This window comes from Pseudonocardia sp., assembly GCF_035305885.1.
In the GTDB taxonomy this organism is placed as follows: domain Bacteria; phylum Actinomycetota; class Actinomycetes; order Mycobacteriales; family Pseudonocardiaceae; genus Pseudonocardia.
In genome coordinates this window covers 69,786-91,917 of record NZ_DATGOP010000061.1, presented here as the reverse complement: position 1 = coordinate 91,917, position 22,132 = coordinate 69,786, and the positions used below count along the sequence as shown (strand labels likewise).

General features: G+C 73.4%; 26 protein-coding genes, 2 tRNA genes, 1 other RNA gene and 1 riboswitch. Of the genes, 14 read left to right on the top strand and 15 right to left on the bottom strand.

All coding sequences use genetic code 11. The annotated features are described in order from the left end of the window. Positions 1-121: 121 nt before the first annotated feature. The 3 genes from VKZ81_RS12430 to VKZ81_RS12420 all read right to left on the bottom strand — a co-directional run bounded on the left by VKZ81_RS12430 (position 122) and on the right by VKZ81_RS12420 (position 3,814). A complete protein-coding gene (locus tag VKZ81_RS12430) occupies positions 122-1,045 on the bottom strand; it encodes an ABC transporter permease (protein ID WP_324241655.1) in 924 nt (307 codons plus the stop codon). Between the two features lie 13 nt (positions 1,046-1,058). After that, positions 1,059-2,063: an ABC transporter permease gene (locus VKZ81_RS12425; protein WP_324241654.1), complete on the bottom strand. Its 1,005-nt coding sequence runs from the start codon at positions 2,061-2,063 to the stop codon at positions 1,059-1,061. A gap of 71 nt (positions 2,064-2,134) precedes the next feature. Then, positions 2,135-3,814 carry an ABC transporter substrate-binding protein gene (locus VKZ81_RS12420; RefSeq protein WP_324241653.1) on the bottom strand — a complete coding sequence of 560 codons (1,680 nt, stop codon included), beginning with the start codon at positions 3,812-3,814 and terminating at the stop codon, positions 2,135-2,137. Positions 3,815-4,329: 515 nt separating this feature from the next. Here VKZ81_RS12420 and VKZ81_RS12415 point away from each other — a divergent pair. Next, entirely contained in the window at positions 4,330-4,533 is a 204-nt protein-coding gene (locus VKZ81_RS12415; RefSeq protein WP_324241652.1) for a hypothetical protein, read from the top strand. Positions 4,534-4,651: 118 nt separating this feature from the next. On the opposite strand, the gene VKZ81_RS12410 is transcribed toward VKZ81_RS12415, so the two are convergent. The 4 genes from VKZ81_RS12410 to VKZ81_RS12395 form a co-directional block, all read right to left on the bottom strand. Further along, entirely contained in the window at positions 4,652-4,777 is a 126-nt protein-coding gene (locus tag VKZ81_RS12410; protein WP_324241651.1) for a DUF397 domain-containing protein, read from the bottom strand. A 34-nt stretch (positions 4,778-4,811) separates the two neighbouring features. After that, positions 4,812-5,744, bottom strand: a complete 933-nt coding sequence (locus VKZ81_RS12405) for a helix-turn-helix domain-containing protein (protein ID WP_324241650.1) — start codon at positions 5,742-5,744, stop codon at positions 4,812-4,814. Positions 5,745-5,837: 93 nt separating this feature from the next. Beyond that, the gene (locus VKZ81_RS12400) at positions 5,838-6,041 is read right to left on the bottom strand and encodes a DUF397 domain-containing protein (protein WP_324241649.1); all 204 of its coding nucleotides are present in this window, start codon (positions 6,039-6,041) and stop codon (positions 5,838-5,840) included. Positions 6,042-6,144: 103 nt separating this feature from the next. Then, positions 6,145-7,008, bottom strand: coding sequence for a helix-turn-helix domain-containing protein (locus VKZ81_RS12395; RefSeq protein ID WP_324241648.1), 864 nt, complete (start codon positions 7,006-7,008; stop codon positions 6,145-6,147). Between the two features lie 252 nt (positions 7,009-7,260). Here VKZ81_RS12395 and VKZ81_RS12390 point away from each other — a divergent pair, with 252 nt between their 5' ends. Further along, positions 7,261-7,494 (top strand): hypothetical protein, encoded by a 234-nt coding sequence (locus VKZ81_RS12390; protein WP_324241647.1) that lies wholly within the window; start codon positions 7,261-7,263, stop codon positions 7,492-7,494. A gap of 6 nt (positions 7,495-7,500) precedes the next feature. Here the strand turns inward: VKZ81_RS12390 and recR are convergent, their stop codons facing one another. Further along, a complete protein-coding gene (recR, locus tag VKZ81_RS12385; protein ID WP_324241646.1) occupies positions 7,501-8,121 on the bottom strand; it encodes a recombination mediator RecR in 621 nt (206 codons plus the stop codon). Positions 8,122-8,130: 9 nt separating this feature from the next. Then, positions 8,131-8,478 (bottom strand): YbaB/EbfC family nucleoid-associated protein, encoded by a 348-nt coding sequence (locus VKZ81_RS12380; protein WP_324241645.1) that lies wholly within the window; start codon positions 8,476-8,478, stop codon positions 8,131-8,133. Between the two features lie 94 nt (positions 8,479-8,572). Here VKZ81_RS12380 and VKZ81_RS12375 point away from each other — a divergent pair, with 94 nt between their 5' ends. Continuing rightward, the gene (locus tag VKZ81_RS12375) at positions 8,573-9,349 is read left to right on the top strand and encodes an N-acetylmuramoyl-L-alanine amidase (protein WP_324241644.1); all 777 of its coding nucleotides are present in this window, start codon (positions 8,573-8,575) and stop codon (positions 9,347-9,349) included. 12 nt (positions 9,350-9,361) lie between these two features. Here the strand turns inward: VKZ81_RS12375 and VKZ81_RS12370 are convergent, their stop codons facing one another. After that, entirely contained in the window at positions 9,362-11,395 is a 2,034-nt protein-coding gene (locus VKZ81_RS12370; protein WP_324241643.1) for a DNA polymerase III subunit gamma and tau, read from the bottom strand. A gap of 444 nt (positions 11,396-11,839) precedes the next feature. Further along, positions 11,840-11,934, bottom strand: an RNA gene (ffs, locus tag VKZ81_RS12365) — signal recognition particle sRNA small type. A 62-nt stretch (positions 11,935-11,996) separates the two neighbouring features. Between ffs and VKZ81_RS12360 the strand changes: the two genes are divergently transcribed. Next, positions 11,997-12,081: transfer RNA gene (locus tag VKZ81_RS12360), tRNA-Ser, on the top strand. A gap of 63 nt (positions 12,082-12,144) precedes the next feature. Here the strand turns inward: VKZ81_RS12360 and VKZ81_RS12355 are convergent. Next, positions 12,145-12,315, bottom strand: a complete 171-nt coding sequence (locus VKZ81_RS12355) for a hypothetical protein (protein WP_324241642.1) — start codon at positions 12,313-12,315, stop codon at positions 12,145-12,147. 61 nt (positions 12,316-12,376) lie between these two features. Beyond that, a riboswitch (guanidine-III (ykkC-III) riboswitch) is annotated at positions 12,377-12,441 on the top strand. Between the two features lie 12 nt (positions 12,442-12,453). On the opposite strand from VKZ81_RS12355, the gene VKZ81_RS12350 reads away from it, so the two are divergent. From VKZ81_RS12350 to VKZ81_RS12335, 4 genes are all read left to right on the top strand, one after another. Then, complete coding sequence (locus VKZ81_RS12350; RefSeq protein WP_324241641.1) at positions 12,454-12,768, top strand: DMT family transporter; 315 nt, start codon at positions 12,454-12,456, stop codon at positions 12,766-12,768. 72 nt (positions 12,769-12,840) lie between these two features. Beyond that, entirely contained in the window at positions 12,841-13,116 is a 276-nt protein-coding gene (locus tag VKZ81_RS12345; protein WP_324241640.1) for a GlsB/YeaQ/YmgE family stress response membrane protein, read from the top strand. 109 nt (positions 13,117-13,225) lie between these two features. After that, a complete protein-coding gene (locus VKZ81_RS12340) occupies positions 13,226-14,188 on the top strand; it encodes a threo-3-hydroxy-L-aspartate ammonia-lyase (protein ID WP_324241639.1) in 963 nt (320 codons plus the stop codon). 125 nt (positions 14,189-14,313) lie between these two features. Then, on the top strand, positions 14,314-14,814 hold the full coding sequence (locus VKZ81_RS12335) for a hypothetical protein (protein WP_324241638.1): 501 nt from the start codon (positions 14,314-14,316) through the stop codon (positions 14,812-14,814). Here the strand turns inward: VKZ81_RS12335 and VKZ81_RS12330 are convergent. After that, positions 14,789-16,081 (bottom strand): cytochrome P450, encoded by a 1,293-nt coding sequence (locus tag VKZ81_RS12330; RefSeq protein ID WP_324241637.1) that lies wholly within the window; start codon positions 16,079-16,081, stop codon positions 14,789-14,791. The genes VKZ81_RS12335 and VKZ81_RS12330 overlap by 26 nt on opposite strands. Positions 16,082-16,196: 115 nt before the next feature. Between VKZ81_RS12330 and VKZ81_RS12325 the strand changes: the two genes are divergently transcribed. Both VKZ81_RS12325 and VKZ81_RS12320 read left to right on the top strand, forming a co-directional pair. After that, positions 16,197-16,793: a phosphoribosyltransferase family protein gene (locus VKZ81_RS12325; protein ID WP_324241636.1), complete on the top strand. Its 597-nt coding sequence runs from the start codon at positions 16,197-16,199 to the stop codon at positions 16,791-16,793. A gap of 17 nt (positions 16,794-16,810) precedes the next feature. After that, positions 16,811-17,566, top strand: a complete 756-nt coding sequence (locus tag VKZ81_RS12320; protein WP_324241635.1) for a nucleotidyltransferase domain-containing protein — start codon at positions 16,811-16,813, stop codon at positions 17,564-17,566. Positions 17,567-17,611: 45 nt separating this feature from the next. Here the strand turns inward: VKZ81_RS12320 and VKZ81_RS12315 are convergent. Beyond that, a tRNA-Ser gene (locus VKZ81_RS12315) sits at positions 17,612-17,696 on the bottom strand. A gap of 65 nt (positions 17,697-17,761) precedes the next feature. Between VKZ81_RS12315 and VKZ81_RS12310 the strand changes: the two genes are divergently transcribed. The 4 genes from VKZ81_RS12310 to VKZ81_RS12295 are packed head-to-tail and all read left to right on the top strand — an operon-like array spanning position 17,762 to position 21,660. Continuing rightward, positions 17,762-18,622, top strand: coding sequence for an ABC transporter substrate-binding protein (locus tag VKZ81_RS12310; protein ID WP_324241634.1), 861 nt, complete (start codon positions 17,762-17,764; stop codon positions 18,620-18,622). Further along, positions 18,619-19,452, top strand: a complete 834-nt coding sequence (locus VKZ81_RS12305) for an amino acid ABC transporter permease (RefSeq protein ID WP_324241633.1) — start codon at positions 18,619-18,621, stop codon at positions 19,450-19,452. Before VKZ81_RS12310 ends, VKZ81_RS12305 begins: the two co-directional genes overlap by 4 nt. Beyond that, complete coding sequence (locus tag VKZ81_RS12300; protein ID WP_324241632.1) at positions 19,449-20,198, top strand: amino acid ABC transporter ATP-binding protein; 750 nt, start codon at positions 19,449-19,451, stop codon at positions 20,196-20,198. Before VKZ81_RS12305 ends, VKZ81_RS12300 begins: the two co-directional genes overlap by 4 nt. 34 nt (positions 20,199-20,232) lie before the next feature. After that, entirely contained in the window at positions 20,233-21,660 is a 1,428-nt protein-coding gene (locus VKZ81_RS12295) for an alpha/beta hydrolase family protein (protein ID WP_324241631.1), read from the top strand. Between the two features lie 6 nt (positions 21,661-21,666). Here VKZ81_RS12295 and VKZ81_RS12290 read toward each other — a convergent pair whose 3' ends face one another. Then, positions 21,667-22,131 (bottom strand): nucleoside deaminase, encoded by a 465-nt coding sequence (locus VKZ81_RS12290; protein WP_414709364.1) that lies wholly within the window; start codon positions 22,129-22,131, stop codon positions 21,667-21,669. Position 22,132: the final 1 nt, after the last annotated feature.

Here is a 22,132-nt window from a genome sequence, read left to right as displayed (position 1 = left end):
CCGTCGACGGCGACCGTGTCCGGCTCGCCCTTGCGGTGGAACGTGACGCGCAGGTCGCGGACGGAGAGCAACGGTTCGGCCGTCGCCCGGCTGCGCGGGTCCTCGGCCCGCCGCACGGCCGTCATCGGCGCCCCTTCGGGTCGATCGCCTCGCGCAGCGACTCGCCGAGCAGCGTGAAGCCCAGCGCCACCGCGATGATCGCGAGCGCGGGGTAGAACGCGAGGGCGGGCCGGACGTCGAGGTAGGTCTGGGCCTGGGCGAGCATGAGCCCCCATTCGGCTCGTCCGGGGTCGGCGTCGCCCAGGCCGAGGAACGACAGCGCCGCCGCGTCCAGGATCGCGGTGGCGAGCGTGAGGGTGGCCTGCACGATCACCGGCCCGATGGCGTTCGGGAGCATGTGCCGCAGCACCACGGCGGGCCGCTTGACGCCCAGCGCGGTCGCGGCCACGACGTAGTCGCTGTTCCGCTGGGCGAGCATCGACCCGCGCAGCAGCCGCGCGAAGATCGGCACGCTCACGATCGCCACTGCGATGATCACTGTGGTCTGCGACGGGCTCGCCGCGAGCGCCGCCACCGAGATGGCCAGCAGCAGGCTCGGGATCGCGAGCAGCACGTCGGTGATCCGCATCAGCAGCGTGTCGACCCACCCGCCGAACGCGCCGGCGATCGTGCCGATCACGACGCCGACCGCGAGCCCGATCAAGGTCGCGAACACGCCGACCAGCAGGGTCTGCTGCGAGGCGAGGATCATCCGGGACAGGAAGTCGCGCCCGAGCTGGTCGCTGCCCAGCGGGAAGCCCTCCTGCGGGCCGGGGATCGACCCCGGCCGGAGGTTCTCCTGCAGCTGCGGGAACGCCTCGGTGGCGCTGTGCGGGGCGATCCACGGGGCGAACGCGGCGACCACCACGAACACCGCGATGATGATCGCCCCGATGATCGCCGCCGGCTCCCGGCACAGCCGCCGGAACGCCTCGGCGCCGAGGCTCCGCCCGCCCGCGAGGTCGTCGATGCGGCTGCGGCGCCGTTCCAGCCATGTGGTCGTCATAGCCCGTCCTCGGTCATGACAGCCGCACCCTCGGGTCGATGATCGCGTACGAGAGGTCGACGAGCAGGTTGACCAGCACGTAGATCAGCGCGCCGAGCAGCAGCACGGCCTGCAGGCGCGGGTAGTCCCGCAACGTGATCGCGTCGGCGAGCAGCGTGCCGACCCCGCCCCACACGAACACCCGCTCGGTGAGCACGGCGCCCGCGAGCAGCAGCCCGACCTGCAGCCCGATCGTGGTGGACACCGGCAGCAGCGCGTTGCGCAGCACGTGCCTGCCGCGGACGGTCGACGGCGCCAGGCCCTTCGAGTTCGCCGTCCGCACGAAGTCGGACCCGAGCACGTCGAGCACGGACGCCCGGGTGATCCGCACGATCACCGCGAGCGGGATGGTCGCGAGCGCGAGCGACGGCAGCACCAGGTGGTGCAGCGCGTCGAGGCTCGCGTCCCACTCGCGGGTCAGGATCCCGTCCAGCACCGCGAAGCCGGTGACCTGCGTGGCGTTCACGGCCACCGACTGGCGCCCCGACGGCGGGAACCAGCCCAGGTCGACCGCGAACACGTCCTTCAGCACGTAGCCGAGGAAGAACACCGGCACGGCGACGCCGACGAGCGTGCCGATGACCGTGATCACGTCGAGCGGGCGGCCGCGGTGGCGCGCCGCGAGGTAGCCGAGCGGGATGCCGAGCGCGACGGCGATCACCAGCGCGGCGATCGACAGCTCGATGGTGGCGGGCAGGGCCCGCCCGATCTCCTCGAGCACCGGCTGACCCGTGATCGAGGACGTGCCGAAGTCACCCGTCGCGACCCGCCCGAGGAAGCGGCCGTACTGCACCCAGAGGGGTTGGTCGAGCCCCAGCACCCGGTTCAGCTCGGCGATGTTCTCGGGCGTCGCGCGGTCGCCGAGGAACGCCGACGCCGGGCCGCCTGGCAACGACCGGAGCCAGGCGAAGACCACGATCGACAGCAGCAGGAGCGTCGGGATCACCTGCAGCAGGCGCCTCACCACGAAGCGCAGCATCGTCCCCCCTCCGACGATCGAGACGCCGAGAGTGGCACCGCCCTCGCGGGCGGTGCCACTCGGAGCTCCTCTCAGTCGACGCTGACCGTGAGGAACCGCTCATCGGTGAGGGGCGACGGGATGAGCCCGTTCACGCCCTGCCTCACCACGATCGCGGGCGGCGAGCTGGACAGCGGAACACCGGGCAGCTGCTCCATGATCACCCGGTTGACCTCGCGGTACGCGGCGGCGTGCTCCTCCTCGCCGACCGTCGCATCGGCGTTGCGGATGCCGTCGATGATCGCCGAGTCCTCGGGCAGCGTGAGCCCGAACTCCGGGCCCGGCGCACCGAAGAAGCTGCCCAGGAAGTTCCCGGCGTCGTTGTAGTCACCGGTCCACCCGAGCAGGTGCAGGTCGTGGACGCCGTTGACCTGCACGTCGTCGAGGTAACCGCCGTTCCACGGCCGCGCTTTCGGCTCCACGTTGATCCCCACCTGCCGCAGGTTCTCGGCGATCGCCGTGAAGATGTTGGTGGGGTTGGGCATGTAGGGCCGGCTGACGTCGGTCGGGTAGTAGAAGTTGACCGTCAGGTCCGACACCCCGGCCTCGGCCAGCAGCGCCCGCGCGCGGTCCGGGTCGTACGGGATCGGCTGGATCTCCGGGTTGTAGCCGTCCACGGTCTCCGGGACGAACTGCGTGGCGACGACCGCGCCCTCGGGCAGCAGGTTGCGCACCAGCGACTCGCGGTCGATCGCGTGCGCGATCGCCTGGCGCACCCGGACGTCGCCCAGCGCCGGGTTGTTCGTCTGGTTGATGCCCAGGTAGAGGATGTTGAACACCGGGCGGACGAGCACCTGGTGGCCCTGCTGCTCCAGCGCGGGCCAGTCGGCGGCCGAGGGGAAGTCGAAGCCGTCGATCGTGCCGGCCTGCAGCTCCTGCTTGCGGGCGTTCTCGTCGGGGATCACCCGGAAGATGAGCCGGTCGAGCTTGGCCGGCTCACCCCAGTAGTCCTCGTTGCGCACCAGCGTGATCGTCTCGTTGGTGCGGTCGTAGCTCTCGAAGCGGAACGGCCCGGTGCCCGTCGGGTGCTCCATGGCGTACTCGCTGTAGGTGAACGCCTCACCGCTCTGCGTCACCTCGTCACCGTTGTACTGCTGGAGCGCCGTGGGGCTGGACATCGACAGCGAGGTCAGCCCGAACGCCGCCGGGAACGCACCCTTGGCCTGGTTCAGCTTGACCACGGCCGTGGTCGGGTTCGGCGCCTCGCAGGAGTTGTAGACCGGCTCGCCCGCCGCGTCGATGAGGTTGTTGGCGTAGCCGCCGAACGTCTCGTAGTAGTAGATCGCCTGGCTCTGCGCCGCCGCCGACGGCAGGTTGAACCAGCGGTTGAAGTTGAAGCAGACGGCCTCGGCGTTGAAGTCGGTGCCGTCGTGGAACTTGACCCCCTCGCGGAGGGTGAACGTCCACTCCGTGCCGTCCTCGTTGGACTCCCAGCTGGTGGCCAGCGCGGGCTCCAGCTCGGCCGTGCCCTGCCGGTAGGTGATCAGCGTGTCGTAGATCTGCCGCGCGACCCGGAACGTCTCCCCGTCCTGGGCGAACAGCGGGTCGAAGCTGCGCGGCGCCCCGGCCGCCCCGAACACCATCGTCCCACCGGTCGATCCGGCCCCACCCTGTTCGGAGCCGGAGTCGCGCTGGGACTCGGCGCACGCGGCAAGGGTGATCGCGAGCACGCCGGCCACGCACGCGGCCGAGAATCGCCTTGCTGATCTCATGCGGGCAACACCTCTTCGTAGGAGACCCGCAGGAACCTAGTGCGGCGCGATACCGATCGGTAGGTCATCGAGTCACGGTTCCGCTACAGCCCCTAACGATCGGATGACGCCGGGTGCCCCCGGACCGCCTAGCGGGAACCCCCGAACCGCCCGCGGCGGCCCGTCGGCGGCTGGTGCGGTCGGGTGATTGTCCACGACACACCAGCCCTGCAATTGCAGGAAGACCTTGCGTGCGGCAATCTACGTATCCGGCCACCCCTTCCCCAACGCCGGGGGAGCCGGCCGGGTCATCCCGAGAGGAGGCCGCCCGTGACGACAGTCCGGTACCCGCCTCCGCCGTTCTGCACTCATCGCGGAGCACCTGCACACCAGGGACCGCCCCGCCCCGGGGCCACCGGGGCACCACCGACGTCCGGCAACACGCCGGTCGAGGGCAGCAACACGGGAAGGAGCCCGCTCATGTCACTGGGGAAGCACACCGCAGGCTGCGCGGCCGACCGGAGGGGGGCGTCGCCGTGATCACCTTGATCGTCGCAGGCCTCGGCCTTCTCGTACTGGTCGCGATCGTCGTCGGCATCGTCGAGGCCGCGCAGGCACCCGCGTGGCGGCGGATCGCGAAGGAGAGGCGCGCCCGCTGGGAGGCGCGGCAGCCCCAGCTGCACGGCCACGCCGCGTACGGCCCCTACGCCTACGACGACGAGTCGTGGGACGACGACTAGGCCCGCGCGATCCCGGGGAGTGATCGCGCGGCCGCCAGGGCCGCCCCGACGCGGGCGGCGGCCCCGGCCGATCCGCCGTCCGACGGCGGGTCGGCCGCCGCCGGACCGCTGACCAGCACTAGCGGGGCTCGAACGCGCCGCTCTTGATCCCGGCCAGGAACGCACCCCACTCGTGCGAGCTGAACCGCAGCTCCCGGCTGCGGTCCTTGGTGTCGCGCACCGCGACGACACCACCCGGCAGCACCCCGACCTCGACGCAGTCGCCTCCGGAGCAGAAGCTACTGGTCCTGAAGTCGGCCACCGTGTGCTCGGTCATCTCGTTCTTCCTCCGGGGGAGCGTGCTGGAGCTCGTATCGACGGACGATCTCCCGCGAGGCGTCCGGATCCAGGGCCCGATCCGCCACGTCCGCGAGGACGTCTTTATACAGGTCCACATCGGACTGGTTTTCGTAGGTATCCCCCGCTGGGCCCTCGATGAACACGACGTCACCCCCCACGTTGTCCGGGAACTCCAGGATCTGGAACGGACCCGCGTGGGCGCGGTGCAACCCGGTCGAGAACGGCAGCACCCGAACGGTGACGTTGGGCAGCATCGACCGCTCCCGGAGGTAGCGCAGCTGCGTCGCCATCACGGCCGGAGAACCCACCACCCGGCTCAGCACCGACTCGTCGAGCACCACCTCGAGCTCCAGCGGCGGCGTCCGCTCGGTGAGGGCCTCCTGGCGGCGCAGGCGCAGCTCGACGAGCCGGTCCACCTCGTCGCTCGTGCGCTCCGACAGCAACGCGTCCAGGACGGCGCGCGTGTACTCGGGCGCTTGCAGCAGCCCGTGCACCCAGGCGACCTCGAACGAGCGCACCCGAACGGCCTCGGTCTCCAACGCCGTGTAGCGGGCCGGGGCGTTCATCACGAATCGCTCGGCCTGCACGCCGTCGGTGTAGCGCTCCCACCAGCCCTGCTCGCGGCTCTCGTGGACCAGCCGCGTGAGCCGCTCGCGCCGCTCGGCGTCGGTGACGCCGTAGATCTCCATCAGCGCCACCACGTCGGGCATGCGGGGGATGCCCTTGCCGTTCTCCAAACGGCTGATCTTCGACGCCGAGCAGTCCAGCTCGCGGGCGACCTCGATCAGCTGGAGCTTCGCCCGCCGGCGCAGCTCGCGGAGCTCGGCGCCCAGGCGCCGTCGTGGCCCCGCAGGTCCTTGCGCAGTGGGCATCAGGTCCGCCGCTCCGTCGAAAATCAACCGTGCAATTGCACGGCCGAGATGGAGGATAGCGGAGGGCACGGGCGGCCCCGGTGGGGCTCGCCGTCAGACGACGTCGAAGCCGCCTTCCTTCACGGTGCGGAGGAACTGCGCCCACTCACCGGCGGTGACCACCCACAACGGCGCACCGGGATCGAGGGTGGTGCGCAGCGCGACCCGGCCGTCGGGGAGGCGGGCGGCCTCGATGCAGTCGCCGACGCTGCAGTACTCCCGTCCTACGAACTCGAGTTCGCACTCCGTACCACTCAACGGTCCACCCCTCCGTCGTACGATCGGGTGATCGTACAAGGGCAGAGCGTGATCCACCGGCTCACCGACCTGGGGTCGGCGGGCGGCGCTGGTGATCCGAGCACTACTCGTCGTAGGTGTCGGCGACCTCCCGCAGGAAGCTCAGCAGCTCGCGACCCTCGAGGGCCTGCTTCCACGCCGTGTCGAGCCGGTCGGAGTGGGCGCGCACGACGTCCGGTTTCTCCTGCAGGCCGCCCCCGTCCTGGCCCTCGAAGAAGATGACGTCGCTCTCGCCGTTGTCGAACGACAGGATCTGGAACCCGCCGCCGAGCAGGCCGTGCAGCCCGACCGAGAACGGGAGCACCCGCAGCTCGATCGACGACGACTCGTCCTCGACGATGCGGCACAGGTGCTCCACCTGCTCGCGCATGACGCCGGGTCCGTGCGCGGGGCGGCGCAGCACGGCCTCGTCCACCAGCGCGGCGACCCGCAGCGGGTCGGGCTCGCGGCGCAGGACGTTCTTGCGCTCCATCCGCAACCTGATCATCGTCTCCAGCGCCTCGCCGGAGACGGTGGGCTGCGACGCGGTGATGACCGCACGCGCGTAGCGCTCGGTCTGGAGCAGGCCGGGCACGGCGCCCGGGGAGTACTGCCGGAGCGCGGACGCGCCGGCCTCGAGGCCGATGAAGCGGTGCAAGGCGGAGCCGGGGGCCAGCAGGTCGCCGTACGAGTCGTACCACGCGGCCTGCTTGCCCTCGCCGGCCAGCGCAATGAGCTCGTCGCGCGCGTCGAGCGCCGAGTAGAGGCGCAGCAGTGTGTCGATCTCCGGTCGACGAGGAGTGGACAGCCCGGTCTCGATCCGGCTGATCTTCGACACCGAGCAGTCGAGCTCCTCCGCCGCCCGACTCACCGGGATCCCCGCCGCCTCGCGCAGACGCCGAAGCTCGCTGCCGAGGGTGCGACGGGACAGGACAGGGCTGCTAGCCATGCCGGAACCCCTTCGGGTCGACCTGAGCTGCGTACAGACGTCCGGTGCGCTGGACACCGGGCGCGCGCCCTCCGGGCGGGCCGTCGGGTGTGCGTTCAGCAGAGCGTACTCCTGCCATCTCGCGATGGCCATGACTGTCGTGCAGAACACTTACCACTTCTGCACTTCCGCGCCGCAATCCCGCTGTGCACTTGCATGCAGCGCGATCACACAGCAGACTCGGAATCGGGTCACGGCCCGAGGAGGCACCCCATGACCGGGATCGCAGTCATCGCCATCGGAGGAGTCGTAGCGCTGGTCCTGCTGGCCGTCCTGATCGGCAACGCGGACGCGCGAGCCCAGCGGGACGCGTGGAACCGGATCGCCGCCCGCCGCCGCGAGCTCGGCGAGTGGGAGCGGCAGCTGATCCGGGCCGCGGAGTCGGAGGGGTGCCCGGCCTGCCGGCTGCTCCGGGAGCGGGGCAAGCTGCACGACCCGCTCGCGTAGGCCGGCTCAGCTCAGGGCACGCCTGCCGGAGAGGGCGCGGCCGAGGGTGAGCTCGTCGGCGAACTCGAGGTCGCCGCCCATCGGCAGGCCGGACGCGAGCCGGGTGACCGTGAGGCCGGGGAAGTCGCGCAGGAGCCGGACGAGGTAGGTCGCCGTGGCCTCGCCCTCGGTGTTCGGGTCGGTCGCGATGATCACTTCGGCGATCTCGGTCTCGTCGGCCGCCGGGCCGGTGCCGCCCAGCCGGGCGAGCAGCTCTCGGATCCGCAACGTGTCGGGCCCGACGCCGGCCAGCGGGTCGAGCGCCCCGCCGAGCACGTGGTAGCGGCCCTTGAACTCACGGGTGCGCTCCACCGCGAGCACGTCCTTCGGTTCCTCGACGACGCAGACGACGGTGGGGTCGCGGCGGGTGTCGGAGCAGAAGCGGCAGCGCTCCCGCTCGGAGACGTTGCCGCACACCTCGCAGAAGCGGACGCCCTCCTTGACCTTCTGCAGCGCGTCCTGCAGCCGCGCGACGTCGGCCGGGTCGGCGGCGAGCAGGTGGAACGCGATGCGCTGAGCGCTCTTCGGACCCACGCCCGGCAGGCGGCCGAGCTCGTCGATCAGGTCCTGAACCGGCCCCTCGAACACGCCAGAACGTTACGCGCCGAGGCCGGGCAGGCCCAGGCCACCCGCTGCGTCGCCGAGGCCACCGGCGAGCGGGCCCATCTTCTCCGCCTGCAGCTCCTGCGCCCGCCGCGCGGCGTCCTGCAGCGCGCCGACGATCAGATCCTGCAGGGTCTCGACGTCGTCCGGGTCGACGACCTTCGGGTCGATCCGCACCGAGCGCACTTCACCCGCGCCGGTGGTGGTGACCTGCACGAGCCCGTTGCCCGCCTGGCCGACCACCTCCGCGGACGTCAGCTCGGCCTGCGCGGCCATCAGCTGCTGCTGCATCTTCTGCGCCTGCTGCAGGATCATCTGCATGTCGGGCTGACCGGGTTGCACCAGCGTCTCCTCGCATCGCGCCTGCGCCGGCACGGCCGGCTCCCCGCCCAGGCTAGGCCATCGCGGGGCCGCCGGGGGTGGCAGGCTGACCGCCGTGCGCAGACCGCATCGGGCCGTGCTCGCCGTCGCGGCGGCGCTGACCACCGCCGCGTGCGCGGGCGCGGCCGCCACCCCCGCGCCGCGGACACCCGCCCCGGCACCCACCAGCGCTGCGGCGCCACCGCCGGTCGTACTGCTCGACCCGGGGCACAACGGGCGCAACGCGGCCGAGCCCGCCGCGATCCGCAGGCTCGTCCCCGACGGCCGCGGCGGCGAGAAAGCGTGCAACACCACCGGCACCGCCACCGACGCCGGCTACCCGGAGCACGCCTTCGCCTTCGACGTGGCGCAGCGGGTGGCGGCCAGGCTGGAGGCGGCGGGGGTTCGCGTCGTGTTGACACGAACAGACGACGACGGCGTCGGCCCGTGCGTCGACGAGCGGGGCCGCGCCGGGGAGGAGGCCGGGGCCGCGGCCGCGGTGTCGATCCACGCCGACGGGGCCGCGCCGACGGCGTCGGGGTTCCACGTGGCCTACGCCGACCCGCCGCTCAACCCGGCGCAGGCCGGGCCTGCCGTCGAGCTCGCCACCGCGCTCCGGGACGCGCTGCGCGCGGGCGGCTTCCGGGACTCGGACTACATCGGCCGCGACGGGCTCTCCCCGCGGGCCGACCTCGCCGGCCTGAACCACGCCACCCGCCCGACGGTGCTCGTGGAGTGCGCGAACATGCGCAACCCGGACGAGGCCGCCGTGGTGTCCTCCGCGTCCGGCCGCGACCGCTACGCCGCTGCGATCGCGGCGGGTGTGCTCGGCTTCCTCGAGCGGGAGCCCTGACGCTCCCGGTCGTCAGGGCCGCTCGATCGCGCGCGCGCCCAGCTGGGTGGTGAGCAGTTCGATCGCGACCTCCTCGGGGTCGCGGCGCTCCCCGTCGGCGACGGGCACGGCGGCCTCGGCGAGCATCGCCTCCTCGTCGTCGTCCGGTGGCGGGACGTCGTCGTCGGGCGGCTCCGGCGGCAGCGGCACGCCGTCGTCGGGAGCGGACGGCCTGCGCACCGGGGGCGGCCGCTGGCCGCGTGCGGGCTGGGGCGCCTGCTGCGGGCGCGACGGGGGCTCGGGCCGCCGCGGCGGACCGCCGCGGCCGCCGGCGGGCGGCGCCGGGGCGTCACCCGCCTCGCAGCGCACCTGCCAGCGCACGCCGAGGACCGAGTGGAGCGCCGCGGAGACGATGTCGGCGTTGCGCGGCTCGGACAGGCGCCGGGCGAGCGAGGGCGCGCCGATGCCGAGCACGAGGGTGTCGCCCTGCACGGCCCGGACGGACGCGTTGACCAGCATCGCCTCGATGCTGCGGCTCTGGGTGCGCGCGGCGGCGAGCACCTCCGACCACACGCGGCGCACGGCGGCGGCGTCGATCCCCCCGCCCTGGGCCGCCGGGCGTTCCGCGGGCGCGGTGGCCGGCTCCGGCCGGGCCGGGGGCTGCTGAGGCGGCTGCTGCGGCGGCGCGGGCGGCTGGGCCGCGGCCGGCGCCTGCGGCGGGCGGGCCGGGCGCTCGGCGGGCGCGCTCTCCTGCCGCGGCCGGGCGGGCGGCGGGGTGCCCTCCTGCGGGCGGGCCGCCGGCGGTGCGGCGGCGGGGGCCGCCTGCTCGGCGGCGGCCTCGCTGGGCCTGCGGAACGTGCGGCGACCGCCCTCGGCCGGCTCCTCCTGCCCGGGCGCGGCGGCCGCGATGGCGCTGCGGCGCTCCAGCCGTTCGATCCGCTCGAGGAGGCCCGCCTCGTCGTCGGTGGCCGCGGGCAGCAGCATCCGCGCGCAGAGCAGCTCCAGCAGCAGCCGCGGGGCGGTGGCGCCGCGCATCTCGGTGAGCCCGCTGTGCACGATCTCGCCGTACCGGGTGAGCGTGGCGATGCCGATCTTGCCGGCCTGCTCGGCCATGCGGGCGATCTCGTCGTCGGCGGCCTCGACGAGCCCGCGCTCGGCGGCCTCGGGCACGGACTGCAGGAGCACCAGGTCGCGCAGCCGCTGCAGCAGGTCGGAGGCGAAGCGGCGGGGGTCGTGGCCGGCCTCGACGAGCCGGTCGACGGTCTCGAACACCGCGGCCCGGTCGCCCGCGGCGAGCGCGTCGATCATGTCGTCGATGAGGGCGACGTCGGTGACGCCGAGCAGTGCGACGGCGCGCTCGTAGGTGACGCCCTCCGGCCCGGCGCCCGCGAGCAGCTGGTCGAGCACCGAGAGGGTGTCGCGCGCCGAGCCGCCGCCCGCCCGCAGCACGAGCGGGAAGACGGGGGGCTCGACCTTCGCGCCCTCCTCCGCGCAGATCCGCTCGAGCAGCTTGCGCAGGGTGCCCGGCGGGATGAGCCGGAACGGGTAGTGGTGGGTGCGCGAGCGGATGGTGGGGAGCACCTTGTCCGGCTCGGTGGTGGCGAACACGAAGACGAGGTGCTCCGGAGGCTCCTCCACGATCTTCAGCAGGGCGTTGAAGCCCTGCGTGGTGATCATGTGGGCCTCGTCGACGATGAACACCCGGTACCGCGACTCGGCGGGGGCGAAGAAGGCCCGGTCGCGCAGCTCGCGGGTGTCGTCGACGCCGCCGTGCGAGGCGGCGTCGAGCTCGGTGACGTCGATGTTGCCGGGGCCGCCCGGCGCGAGGGACACGCAGGACGCGCAGACCCCGCACGGGTCGGGGGTGGGGCCCTGCTCGCAGTTGAGGGAGCGCGCGAGGATGCGGGCCGACGAGGTCTTGCCGCAGCCGCGCGGCCCGGAGAACAGGTACGCGTGGTTGATGCGCCCCGAGGCGAGCGCGGTGCTCAACGGCTCGGTGACGTGTTCCTGCCCGACCACCTCTGCGAACTTCGCCGGGCGGTACTTGCGGTACAGAGCCAGCGCCACGGCCGCGAGGCTACCCACCATCGCCGACATCGCGAACGACGGGGAACGAGGGCCGCACGTCGCGCCGTGCGAACCGCCCGTCGACGGCGCGCTGATCGCGCCGAGCCAGGTCCCCGGGGCGACTTCGCGAACCGTGGGTGTGCCACACACCGCCGGCGCTGTGTGAAGCGCAGCCCGAGTGCGTGGAAGTCGCTGGTGACGACGGCGCGGAGCGCGGAACCACGTGCGAGAGGCGTACCCGACTCCCTCGCGCGGGAGGACGGCACCACGCCGCACGGGAACCCGCGACGAGACTCCGACGACGAGCCCGAGCGGACCACGGATGGGGGTCCGGGGGGCGAAGCCGAAGCCCCTCCGGCAGGGGGTCCGGGGCTCGGCCCTCGGAAGACGCTGACGAACGAGACCCGGCGAAGCGCTGGAAGCGCGAGCACACGCCGCCCTCTCGTGAGGGGACCCCGCGCACCCGCTAGAGCCCGTTGACCCTTGCTGCCTTCCGGCCCTGGGGGGGTTCACAGGATAGACGCCGCGCGGGGTCCGCAAGCCAGTGTAGAGGAGTGGGGTCGCGCGGGTGGCGGGCGGCCCAGCCGTTATGCTTCTCGGCGGAGGATTCGCCTAGAGGCCTATGGCGCACGCTTGGAAAGCGTGTTGGGTTCACGCCCTCGCGGGTTCGAATCCCGCATCCTCCGCAGGGAGAGCAGGTGACGCCGGGTCGGTCCAGCAGGGCCACCCGGCGTTCCTGTCCCGGGGGCCTACTCCCACGGGGTGGGCGCGTCCGGGTTCTCCGGGTCCTCGAGGAGCGCCGCGGTTTCGACGCCGCCGTCGGCGCGCACGCGCACGACGACGAACCGCTGCTCCTCGTCGGAGCCGGGCGGCGTCAGGCTGATGACGTCGCCGACCTCGAACGCGTGCTCGTCCGCCATCGCCCGTCCCTCCGTCGGCGCTGCCCGCCACGGTAGTCGCGCGAGCGGGGGGTAGCCTGCGTGCGGGTCCCCGATCCGTGGCACCCCGGACGAGCGGCGTCGTACCCGTCGACAAGACGACGCCCCGGGAGGTGTGTCGTGGCGTGGCTCGTGCTGGTGGTCTCCGGTGTCCTGGAGACGGTGTGGGCGGCGGCGCTGAGCCGCTCGGAGGGCTTCAGCAGGCTCGTTCCGTCGATCGTCTTCGTGGTCGCGCTGGTGCTGAGCATGATCGGGCTGGCGTACGCGCTGCGGGAGATCCCGGTGGGCACGGGGTACGCGGTGTGGGTGGGGATCGGTGCCGTCGGCACCGCCCTCTACGGCATGGCCGTGCTGGGTGAGCCGGTCACCGTGCTCCGCGTGCTGTGCCTGGCGGCCATCGTCGGCGGCGTCGTCGGTCTGAAGTTCCTGCATTAGGACCGCCGAGATCGGGAACACGGTCCGCAGCGGGTCGTCAGGAGCGGCCCCATGGGGGAAGCAGGAGGAGCGATGACCGTCACGGGCATCATCACCGCGATCATCATCGGGGCCATCATCGGTTTCCTCGGCCGTCTCGTGGCGCCGGGGAAGCAGGACATCCCGATCTGGCTGACCATCCTGGTCGGCATCGTGGCCGCGTTCATCGGCACCTGGATCGCCGGCCTGTTCGGGGTGGCCGACACCAGGGGCATCGACTGGATCGAACTCATCATGCAGGTCGTCGTCGCCGCCATCGGCGTCACGGTCGTCGCGGGGATCTACGGCCGCCGGGCCGTACGCCGCTAGGCCGGCCTGTGCTCCCGGCGGCCGCCGGGTCCTCCCCGCGACGGACCCGGCGGCCGTCCGTTGTGCGCGCCCGGCGGATGATCGGTGGGGCCGACACGACAGGAGGACGATGCCGACGCCACCCACCTTCGCCGACGTGCAGGCGGCGGCCGAGCGGATCCGCGGCCACGCCCACCGGACGCCGGTGCTGACCTCCCGGCGCGTCGACGCCGAGGTCGGCGCCCAGCTGTTCTTCAAGTGCGAGAACTTCCAGCGGATGGGCGCGTTCAAGTTCCGCGGCGCGTTCAACGCGCTGTCGCGGCTGGACGAGGAGCGGCGCCGGGCGGGGGTCGTGACCTTCTCGTCGGGCAACCACGCGCAGGCGATCGCGCTCGCCGCGAACATCCTCGGCATCCCGGCCACCATCCTGATGCCGCACGACGCGCCGGAGAGCAAGGTCGCGGCCACGGAGGGGTACGGGGCGTCGGTCGTGCGGTTCGACCGCTACGCCGACGACCGTGACGAGATGGGCCGCGCCCTCGCCGCCGAGAAGGGGCTCACCCTCGTGCCGCCCTACGACCACCCGGACGTCATCGCCGGGCAGGGCACGGCGACCATGGAGCTGATCGACGAGGTCGGCGAGCTCGACGCGCTCTTCGTCTGCCTCGGCGGGGGCGGGTTGCTGTCGGGCGCGGCGCTGGCCGTGCGGGCGATGGCACCGGCGTGCCGGATCGTGGGGGTCGAGCCGGAGGCGGGCGACGACGGTCTCCGTTCGTTCCGCAGCGGCCGGATCGTCCACATCGACACGCCGCAGACGATCGCCGACGGCGCGCAGACCCAGCACCTCGGCGAGCTCACGTTCGCGATCATCAGCCGGGACGTCGACGACATCGTCACCGCGAGCGACGCCGAGCTCGTCGAGGCCATGCGGGTGTTCGCGGCCACGATGAAGATCGTCGTGGAGCCGACGGGGTGCCTCGCGTTCGCCGCCGTGCGCCGGCTGGCTCCCGAGCTCACGGGGCAGCGGGTCGGGGTGCTGGTGAGCGGCGGGAACGTCGACCTCGACCGGTTCGCGGCGCTGATCGCGGGGTGATCGGCACCCTCGGCGAGCCGGTCGACGCGAAGAGTAGCGATCAGTGTCGGTCCGGCGACGTTTCGTAGCCGCGGGCGCCCCGGCTCCGTAGGATCGTCGGTTCCCCCGACGACGGAGATCCCGCGATGCGCCCGATCCGAGCCCTGGCCGCCACCGCCGCGGTGGCGTTCGCCGCCGGGTGCTCGACGGCCGCGGACCCCACCGGCATGCCCGCCGCCGCGGTCGCGGCCCCGTGCGTGGAGACCGTGGCCACGCCGGCCGCGCAGCGCCCGGCCGCGCTCGCCGGCACCACCAGCAACTGGTACGGCGAGGGCGACATCTGGGTGGCCGTCCCCGACTACCCGCCGACGCGGCAGGGGGAGGCGCTCGTGCTGAAGTTCCCGGTGGTGACGCTGGTGGACGGCGCGCCGACGGCGTCGCGCGGGGCGCCGGTCATCACGGCGGTGCGGGTGGACGCCGCGGGCGAGGCGCCGGGTCAGGTGGGCGGGTTCGCCCAGGCCTTCGGCACCTCCGACCTGTCGTTCTGGCCCGCGTCCGTGGCCCTGCCCGCCCCCGGGTGCTGGCGGATCACCGGCCTGCTCGCCGCGCAGGCGGTGGAGTTCACGGTGTGGGTCGAGGAGCCGTGACGCCCAGGTCGACGGGCAGGCGGTCGACCCCGAACACGAACGACAGCTTCCGGAACGGCAGCTGCGACGGCTCGGCGCCCAGCCGGATGTCGGGGAACCTGCGCACGAGCGCCGGGTACGCGGTGCGCAGCTCCATGCGGGCGAGCTCGGCGCCGATGCAGCGGTGCAGGCCGTGGCCGAAGGCCAGGTGCGGGCGGGCGGGGCGGCCCGGGTCGAAGTCGTCGAGGCCGCCGTCGCGGTTCGCCGCGCTGAGCGAGCAGAGGACGATGTCGCCCTCCTCGATGGTGGCGTCGCCGATCTTCACCCGTTCCCGGGCGAAGCGTGGGAACGCGACCTGCACGACCGTGAGGTAGCGCAGCAGCTCGTCGACGAACGGGTCGACGGCGTCGTCGCTCGTGCGGATCGCCTCCCGGGTCTCCGGGTGCTGCACGAGCACGATCGTGCCGAGCGCGAGCATGCTCGTCGTCGTCTCGAGCCCGCCGGTGAGCAGGCCGTCGGCGAGCGCGGCGAGCTCGTGGTCGGACAGCTCGTCGCCGTGCTCGCGCACGAGGCGGCCGAGCAGCCCGTCGCCGGGCTCATCCCGCTGCTTCTGCACGATCTTGAGCAGGTACTCCATGGACTCGGAGATCGCGCCGAGGGATCCGGTGACGCCGCCGAGCAGGTCGAAGCGGGTGGTCGAGAGCCGCTGGAACTCGTCGCGGTCGGCGTAGGGGACGCCGAGCAGCTCGCAGATCGTGAGCGACGGGATCGGCAGCGCGAAGCTCTGGAGGACGTCCACGGGACGACCCGCCTCGGCGAGCGCCTGCATCTCGTCCAGCTGGCCCGCCACGATCGCCTCGATGCGGGGGGTGAGCCTGCGCAGCCGGTGGCCGGTGAACTCCGGGGTGAGCAGCTTGCGCAGCCGGGTGTGGTCGGGCGGGTCGGTGAACCCCAGCCCGCCCGGGTTCTGCTCCGCGGTGATCCCGACGGTGCCCACCAGGTTGGTGAAGTCGTTGCTGAACGCCGGTGAGTTCGCCAGGACCGCCCGGGCCTCCTCGTACCCGGTGACCAGCCACGCCCGGATGCCGAAGGGCAGCTTCATCCGGCTCACCGGCTCGCGGTCGCGGAGCTCCCCGAGCGCGGGCACGGGGTTCAGACCGTCACGCTGCAGCGGCACGAGGGCGGAGTCGGGCAGCACCGACAGCAGGGCGTCCGTGTTGCCCTGGCGCTTGCGCCCCAGCCGCAGCCGGGCGAGCGTGCCGATGATGCGTCTGCGGGTCCCCCACATGCGGCGGAACTCTATGCAGGTCGGCCCCCTCCGTGGTGAGGGTGTGCCGAGATCGGTCGCTCTCCGTCGGCGAAAACCCGGCGGGTGCGACGGCGGTACGGCTAGCGTCGCGGCCGTGCCGTCGAACCCCGCCCCGGACGGCCTGCTCGCCCTGTTGTCGGCGCGCACCGGCCATTTCCCACTGGAGTCCGGTCACCACGGCGAGCTGTGGCTCGACCTGGACTCCCTGTTCTTCGAACCGGCGGCCGTGGAGCCGTTCGCGCACCGGCTCGCCGACCTGGTCCGGCCGCACGCCCCGGACGTCGTGTGCGGGCCGCTCGTCGGCGGCGCGTACCTCGCCCAGGTCGTCGCCGCCCGGCTCGGGGCCCGGTTCTGCCACGCGGAGCGGACCTCGACCGGCGACGGCGGCCTCTACGCGGCGACCTACCAGCTCCCCCGCGCCCTGGTGCCCCACCTGGCCGGGCTGCGGGTGGCGGTCGTGGACGACGTGGTGAACGCGGGATCCGCCGTGCGGGCCACCCTCGCCGCGCTCGCGCAGGCAGGCGCGCGGCCGGTGGCGATCGGGGCGTTGCTCGCGCTCGGCCGCACCCCCGGCCGGGTGGCGGCGTCGGCCGGTCTCCCCCTCGAGGCGGTCGCCACCCGCGACAACGAGATCTGGGAGCCCGACCGCTGCCCGCGGTGCGCGGCCGGGGTGCCGCTGCAGCAGCCGTGAGGGTGGATCATCGGCGCATGGCGGTCCTCGACGTGATCGTCCCGAAGCTCGTCGCCCTGCCCGGCGTGGTCGCCGTGGTGCTCGGCGGGAGCAGGGCGCGTGGCACGCACCGCCCGGACAGCGACTGGGACATCGGCCTGTACTACCGCGGCACCTTCGACGCCCGGCTCATCGCGGGCCTCGGCTTCCCCGGCCACGTCGCGCAGCCCGGGGAGTGGGGCCGGATCGTCAACGGCGGGGCGTGGCTCACCGTCGAGGGGCAACCGGTGGACGTGCTGCTGCGCGACCTCGACGTCGTCGAGCGCTGGTGGGCCGACGCGCAGGACGGCCGGTTCGAGATGGACAACGTCGAGGGCCACATCGCGGGCCTGCCCACCTACACGCCGGTGGGCGAGCTCGCGATCGCGCAGGTGCTGCACGGCGAGGTGCCGCGGGTGACCTACCCGGACGCGCTGCGCGTGGTGGCGGGCGAGCGGTGGCGCTGGAACGGCGCGTTCTCCCTCGCGTACGCGGAGAAGTACGCCGAGCGCGGCGACGTCGCGATGGCCGCGGGGACGATGGCCCGGGCCACCGCGCAGACCGCCCACGGCGTGCTCGCCGAGCGCGGCGAGTGGGTGCTGAACGAGAAGGGCATCGTCGACGCCGCGGGCCTCGGCGTCGCACACGAGATCATCGGCACCTGCCAGGCCGACCCGGCGGCCGCGGTGCGGGCGCTGCGCGACGTGCTGGACCCGCCAGAGTTGTTCGAGCTGGCCGTCCGGCACGACGGGTGATCCACGCACGAGGGCCGGGCCCTCGACGGGCCCGGCCCTCGCAAGCGGTAGCGGTGGGATTTGAACCCACGGAGGCTTGCACCTCACGCGCTTTCGAGGCGCGCTCCTTCGGCCGCTCGGACACGCTACCGCCGACGAGCTTACAAGGCGCCCCTCCGTCGCTCCGCGCACCCCGGGGCAGGGCAGAATCCACCGGTGATCTCCTGGTCCGCGACCCGGCGCGTGATCGCCGCGGCCGCCCTCGTCGTCGCCGCCACCGCGTGCGCCCCGGAGCCGTCCGCTCCCCCTTCGTCCGACGAACCGGGCTGCGCGCCCGGCGCGCTGCCCACCCTCGCGGAGGGCACGCTCACGTTCGGCACCGATCAGCCGGTCTACCCCCCGTGGTACCTCGACGACGATCCGGCGTCCGGGCGCGGGTTCGAAAGCGCCGTGGCGTACGCGGTCGCCGAGCGGCTCGGCTACCCGCGGGAGAACGTGAGCTGGGTGCGCGTGCCGTTCAACGCCGCCATCCAGCCGGGGCCGAAGTCGTTCGACCTCGACCTCAACGAGTTCTCGATCACCCCGGAGCGGGCGCAGGCCGTGGACTTCTCGGCGCCCTACTACGACGTGAAACAGGCGGTGGTCGCGCTGCGGGACAGCCCGGCCGGGAACGCGTCGTCGATCGCCGACCTCGAGGGCGTGCGCCTGGGCGCACAGGTGGGCTCGACCAGCTACCAGGCGATCGTCGACCAGATCGCGCCCACGACCGAGCCCGCGGTGTTCAACACCAACGACGACGCGAAGCTCGCCCTGTCCAACGGCCAGGTCGACGCGATCGTGGTGGACCTGCCGACCGCCTTCTACATCACGTCGGCGGAGCTGGAGGGTGCGACGATCGTCGGCCAGCTGCCGCTCGGCGGCGGCACGCCCGAGCAGTTCGGCGCCGTGCTGGACAAGGACAGCCCGCTCACGCCGTGCGTCTCGGCTGCGATCGAGGAACTGCGGGCCGACGGCACGCTCGCCGCGATCGAACAGCAGTGGCTCGCCTCCGCGGAGACCGCGCCGGAGCTGCGGTGACCCTGAGCCCGCTGGCACAGGAGCGGTTGGCGTACCGCCGGTCGAGGGCGCGGCGCTCCACGCTCCTCGCGCTGGCCTCGACCGTGGTGTTCGCGGCCGCGGTCTTCATCGGGGTGACCAGCGCTCCCGGCTGGCCGCGCGTCCAGGAGACGTTCTTCGACCTGCGGGTCGGCTGGGAGTCGCTGCCCGAGGTGGCGGCGGGCCTGTGGCTCAACCTGCGGGTGCTCGTGGTGGCCGAGATCGGGGTGCTGGCACTCGGGCTGCTGATCGCCGTGCTGCGCACGCTGCGCGGTCCGGTGTTCTTCCCGCTGCGGGCGCTGGCCACCGGCTACGTCGACCTGTTCCGGGGCGTGCCCCTGCTCATCGCGCTCTACCTGATCGGCTTCGGGCTGCCCGCGCTGCGGCTGCAGGGGGTGCCGACCGACACCGCGGTGCTCGGCACGATCACGCTGATCCTCGTCTACTCCGCGTACGTGGCCGAGGTGTTCCGGGCCGGCATCGAGTCGGTGCACCCGTCGCAGCGCGCCGCGGCCCGCTCGCTCGGCCTGACCCACCGCCAGACGATGCGGCTGGTGATCCTCCCGCAGGCGGTGCGGCGGGTGCTGCCGCCGCTGCTGAACGACTTCGTCGCCCTGCAGAAGGACGTCGGGCTGATCTCCGTGCTCGGCGCCGTCGACGCGATCCGGGCGGCCCAGATCGCCTCGGCACGCACCTTCGACTTCACCCCCTACGTCGTGGCGGCGCTGCTGTTCGTGCTGCTCGCGGTGCCCACCGGCCGGATCGCCGACGCCGTGGCCGCCCGCGCGAGCCGTCGGGAGGGGCAGGCATGACGCCGGTGCTGGAGGTTCGCGGCCTCGTCAAGCGCTACGGCGAGGCCACCGTGCTCGACCACGTCGACCTCGAGGTCGGCGAGCACCAGGTCGTCACGCTGATCGGCTCGTCGGGTTCCGGGAAGTCGACGCTCCTGCGCTGCGTCGACCTGCTGGAGGAGATCGACGACGGGCAGGTGCTGCTGGACGGCGTGGACGTGTCGGACCCGCGGGCCGACGCGGCGGCCGCGCAGCGGCGCATGGCGATCGTGTTCCAGGCGTTCAACCTGTTCCCGCACATGACCGCGCTGCAGAACGTCGCGCTGGCCCCGCGCGTGGTGCACGGGCTGAGCTCCGCCGAGGCCGACGAGCGGGCCCGCGAGCTGCTCGACCGGGTCGGGCTCGCCGACCGGGCCGACGCCCACCCCGACCGGCTCTCCGGCGGCCAGCAGCAGCGCGTGGCGATCGCCAGGGCGCTCGCGGTCCGCCCGCGCCTGCTCCTGCTCGACGAGATCACCTCCGCGCTCGACCCGGAGCTGGTCGGCGAGGTGCTCGCGATCGTGCGCGGGCTCGCGTCCGACGGGGTCACGATCCTCATGGCGACCCACGAGATGGGCTTCGCGCGCCAGGTCTCGGACCTCGTGTGCTTCCTCGACGGCGGACGCGTGCTCGAGTCCGGCCCGCCGTCGCAGGTGCTCGGCGATCCGGTCGAGGAGCGCACGCGGCAGTTCCTGTCCCGCGTGATCGCCGCGGGGCGGCTGGGGTAGGGCGGCCCGGCGTACCTCCAATACGGTGAACGCCATGCGCCGGTTGCTCGCCGCCCTCCCGGTCGTGCTGCTGTTGCTCTCGGGCTGCGGGGCGGCGGAGGAACCGCCTCCCCCACCCCCTCCGCCGCCTCCGGTGACCCCCACGGTCGAGACGACGGCGGGCGAGTGGGCGGGCCGGATCGGGATCCCCGACGCGCCGCTCGAGATCGGCATCCGGCTCACGGCGGAGAACGGCGGGCTCCGCGGCGAGATCGACATCCCGGCGCAGGCGATCACGGCGATGCCGCTGTCCGACGTGCTGCTGGAGGGCAGGGAGCTGTCGTTCCGCCTGCCCGAGCTGGGCGGCGACGCGTGGTTCCGCGGGACCTTCGAGGCCGACGGCAAGAGCATCCCCGGCGCGTTCACCCAGTACGGGCAGTCGTACCCGCTCGTGCTGCGGCCCGGGCCGGTGGCGGGCAGGCCACAGGAGCCCAAGCCGCCCTTCCCGTACCGGGTCGAGGAGGTCACCTACGCCGGCGACGGCGTCGACCTCGCCGGCACCCTCACCCGGCCGGAGGGACCGGGTCCGTTCACCGCGGTGCTGCTGCTGTCGGGCAGCGGCCCGCAGAACCGCGACGCCGAGTTCTTCGGGCACAAGCCGTTCCTGCTGCTCGCCGACCTGCTCACGCGCGCGGGCTACGCGGTGCTGCGGGTCGACGACCGCGGCGTCGGCGGCTCGGGCGGGCAGCTCTACGAGTCGACCTACGAGCAGCTCACGGCCGACGCCGTGGCCGGCGTCGAGTTCCTGCGCACCCGCCCGGAGATCAACCGCGACCGGATCGGGCTGCTCGGGCACAGCGAGGGCGGCTACCTCGCGCCGATGGTCGCCCAGCGCACCCCGATCGCGTTCGTGATCATGATGGCGACGCCCGCCACGCCGGGTGAGGAGGTGGTGGTGACCCAGAACCAGCTGGTGCTGGAGGCCGCCGGGGCGCCCCCGGGGTTCGTCGAGCAGCAGGCCGCGTACGTGCGCACGCTCGCCGCCCTGCTGCGCGCCGAGGACTACGAGCGGGCCCGCGCCCTCGCGGTGCAGCAGCTGGTGGCGCAGGCCGAGGCGCTGCCCCCGGAGCAGCGGCCGGCCGTGGAGGACCTCGAGGCCCAGATCGCGGCGACGGTCAACCCGTACTACCGGTCGTGGATCGTGCACGACCCGGCCCCGGCGCTGCAGGCGCTGCGGGTGCCGGTGCTCGCCCTCTACGGCGGCGCGGACCTGCAGGTCTCCGCCGGACAGAACGAGCCGCTGATGCGCAACCTGCTCGCGGGCAGCCCGGACGCCACCGTCCGCACGCTGCCGGGCCTCAACTTCCTCATGCAGCCGGCCCGCACCGGCGCCCTGGACGAGTACGCCACGATCGACACGACCATCGACCCGTCCGCGCTCGAGTACGTCCGCAGCTGGCTCACCCAGCGGTTCCCGAGGTAGCGCCGGTCAGGCGCGGTGGGTGGCGAAGAACCCCTCGAGCAGCGCGGCGCAGTCGGCCTCCAGCACGCCGCCCACCACCTCGGGGCGGTGGTTCAGCCGCCGGTCGCGCAGCACGTCCCACAGGGAGCCGACGGCGCCCGTCTTCGGCTCCCACGCGCCGAAGACGACCCGCGCGACGCGGGCCAGCCCGAGCGCGCCCGCGCACATCGTGCAGGGCTCGACGGTCACCGCGACCGTGCAGCCCTCGAGCCGCCAGCTGTCCACCACCCGGGCGGCCTCCCGCAGCGCCAGCAGCTCGGCGTGCGCCGTCGGGTCGCCGGTGGCCTCGCGGGCGTTGCAGGCGGCGGCGAGCTCGCGGCCCGACGCGTCGACGACGACCGCGCCGATCGGGACGTCACCGGTGGCGGGGGCGGCCGCGGCCACCTCCAGCGCGCGCCGGACCAGCGCCTCGTCCGAGGCGAGCGGGGGCAGC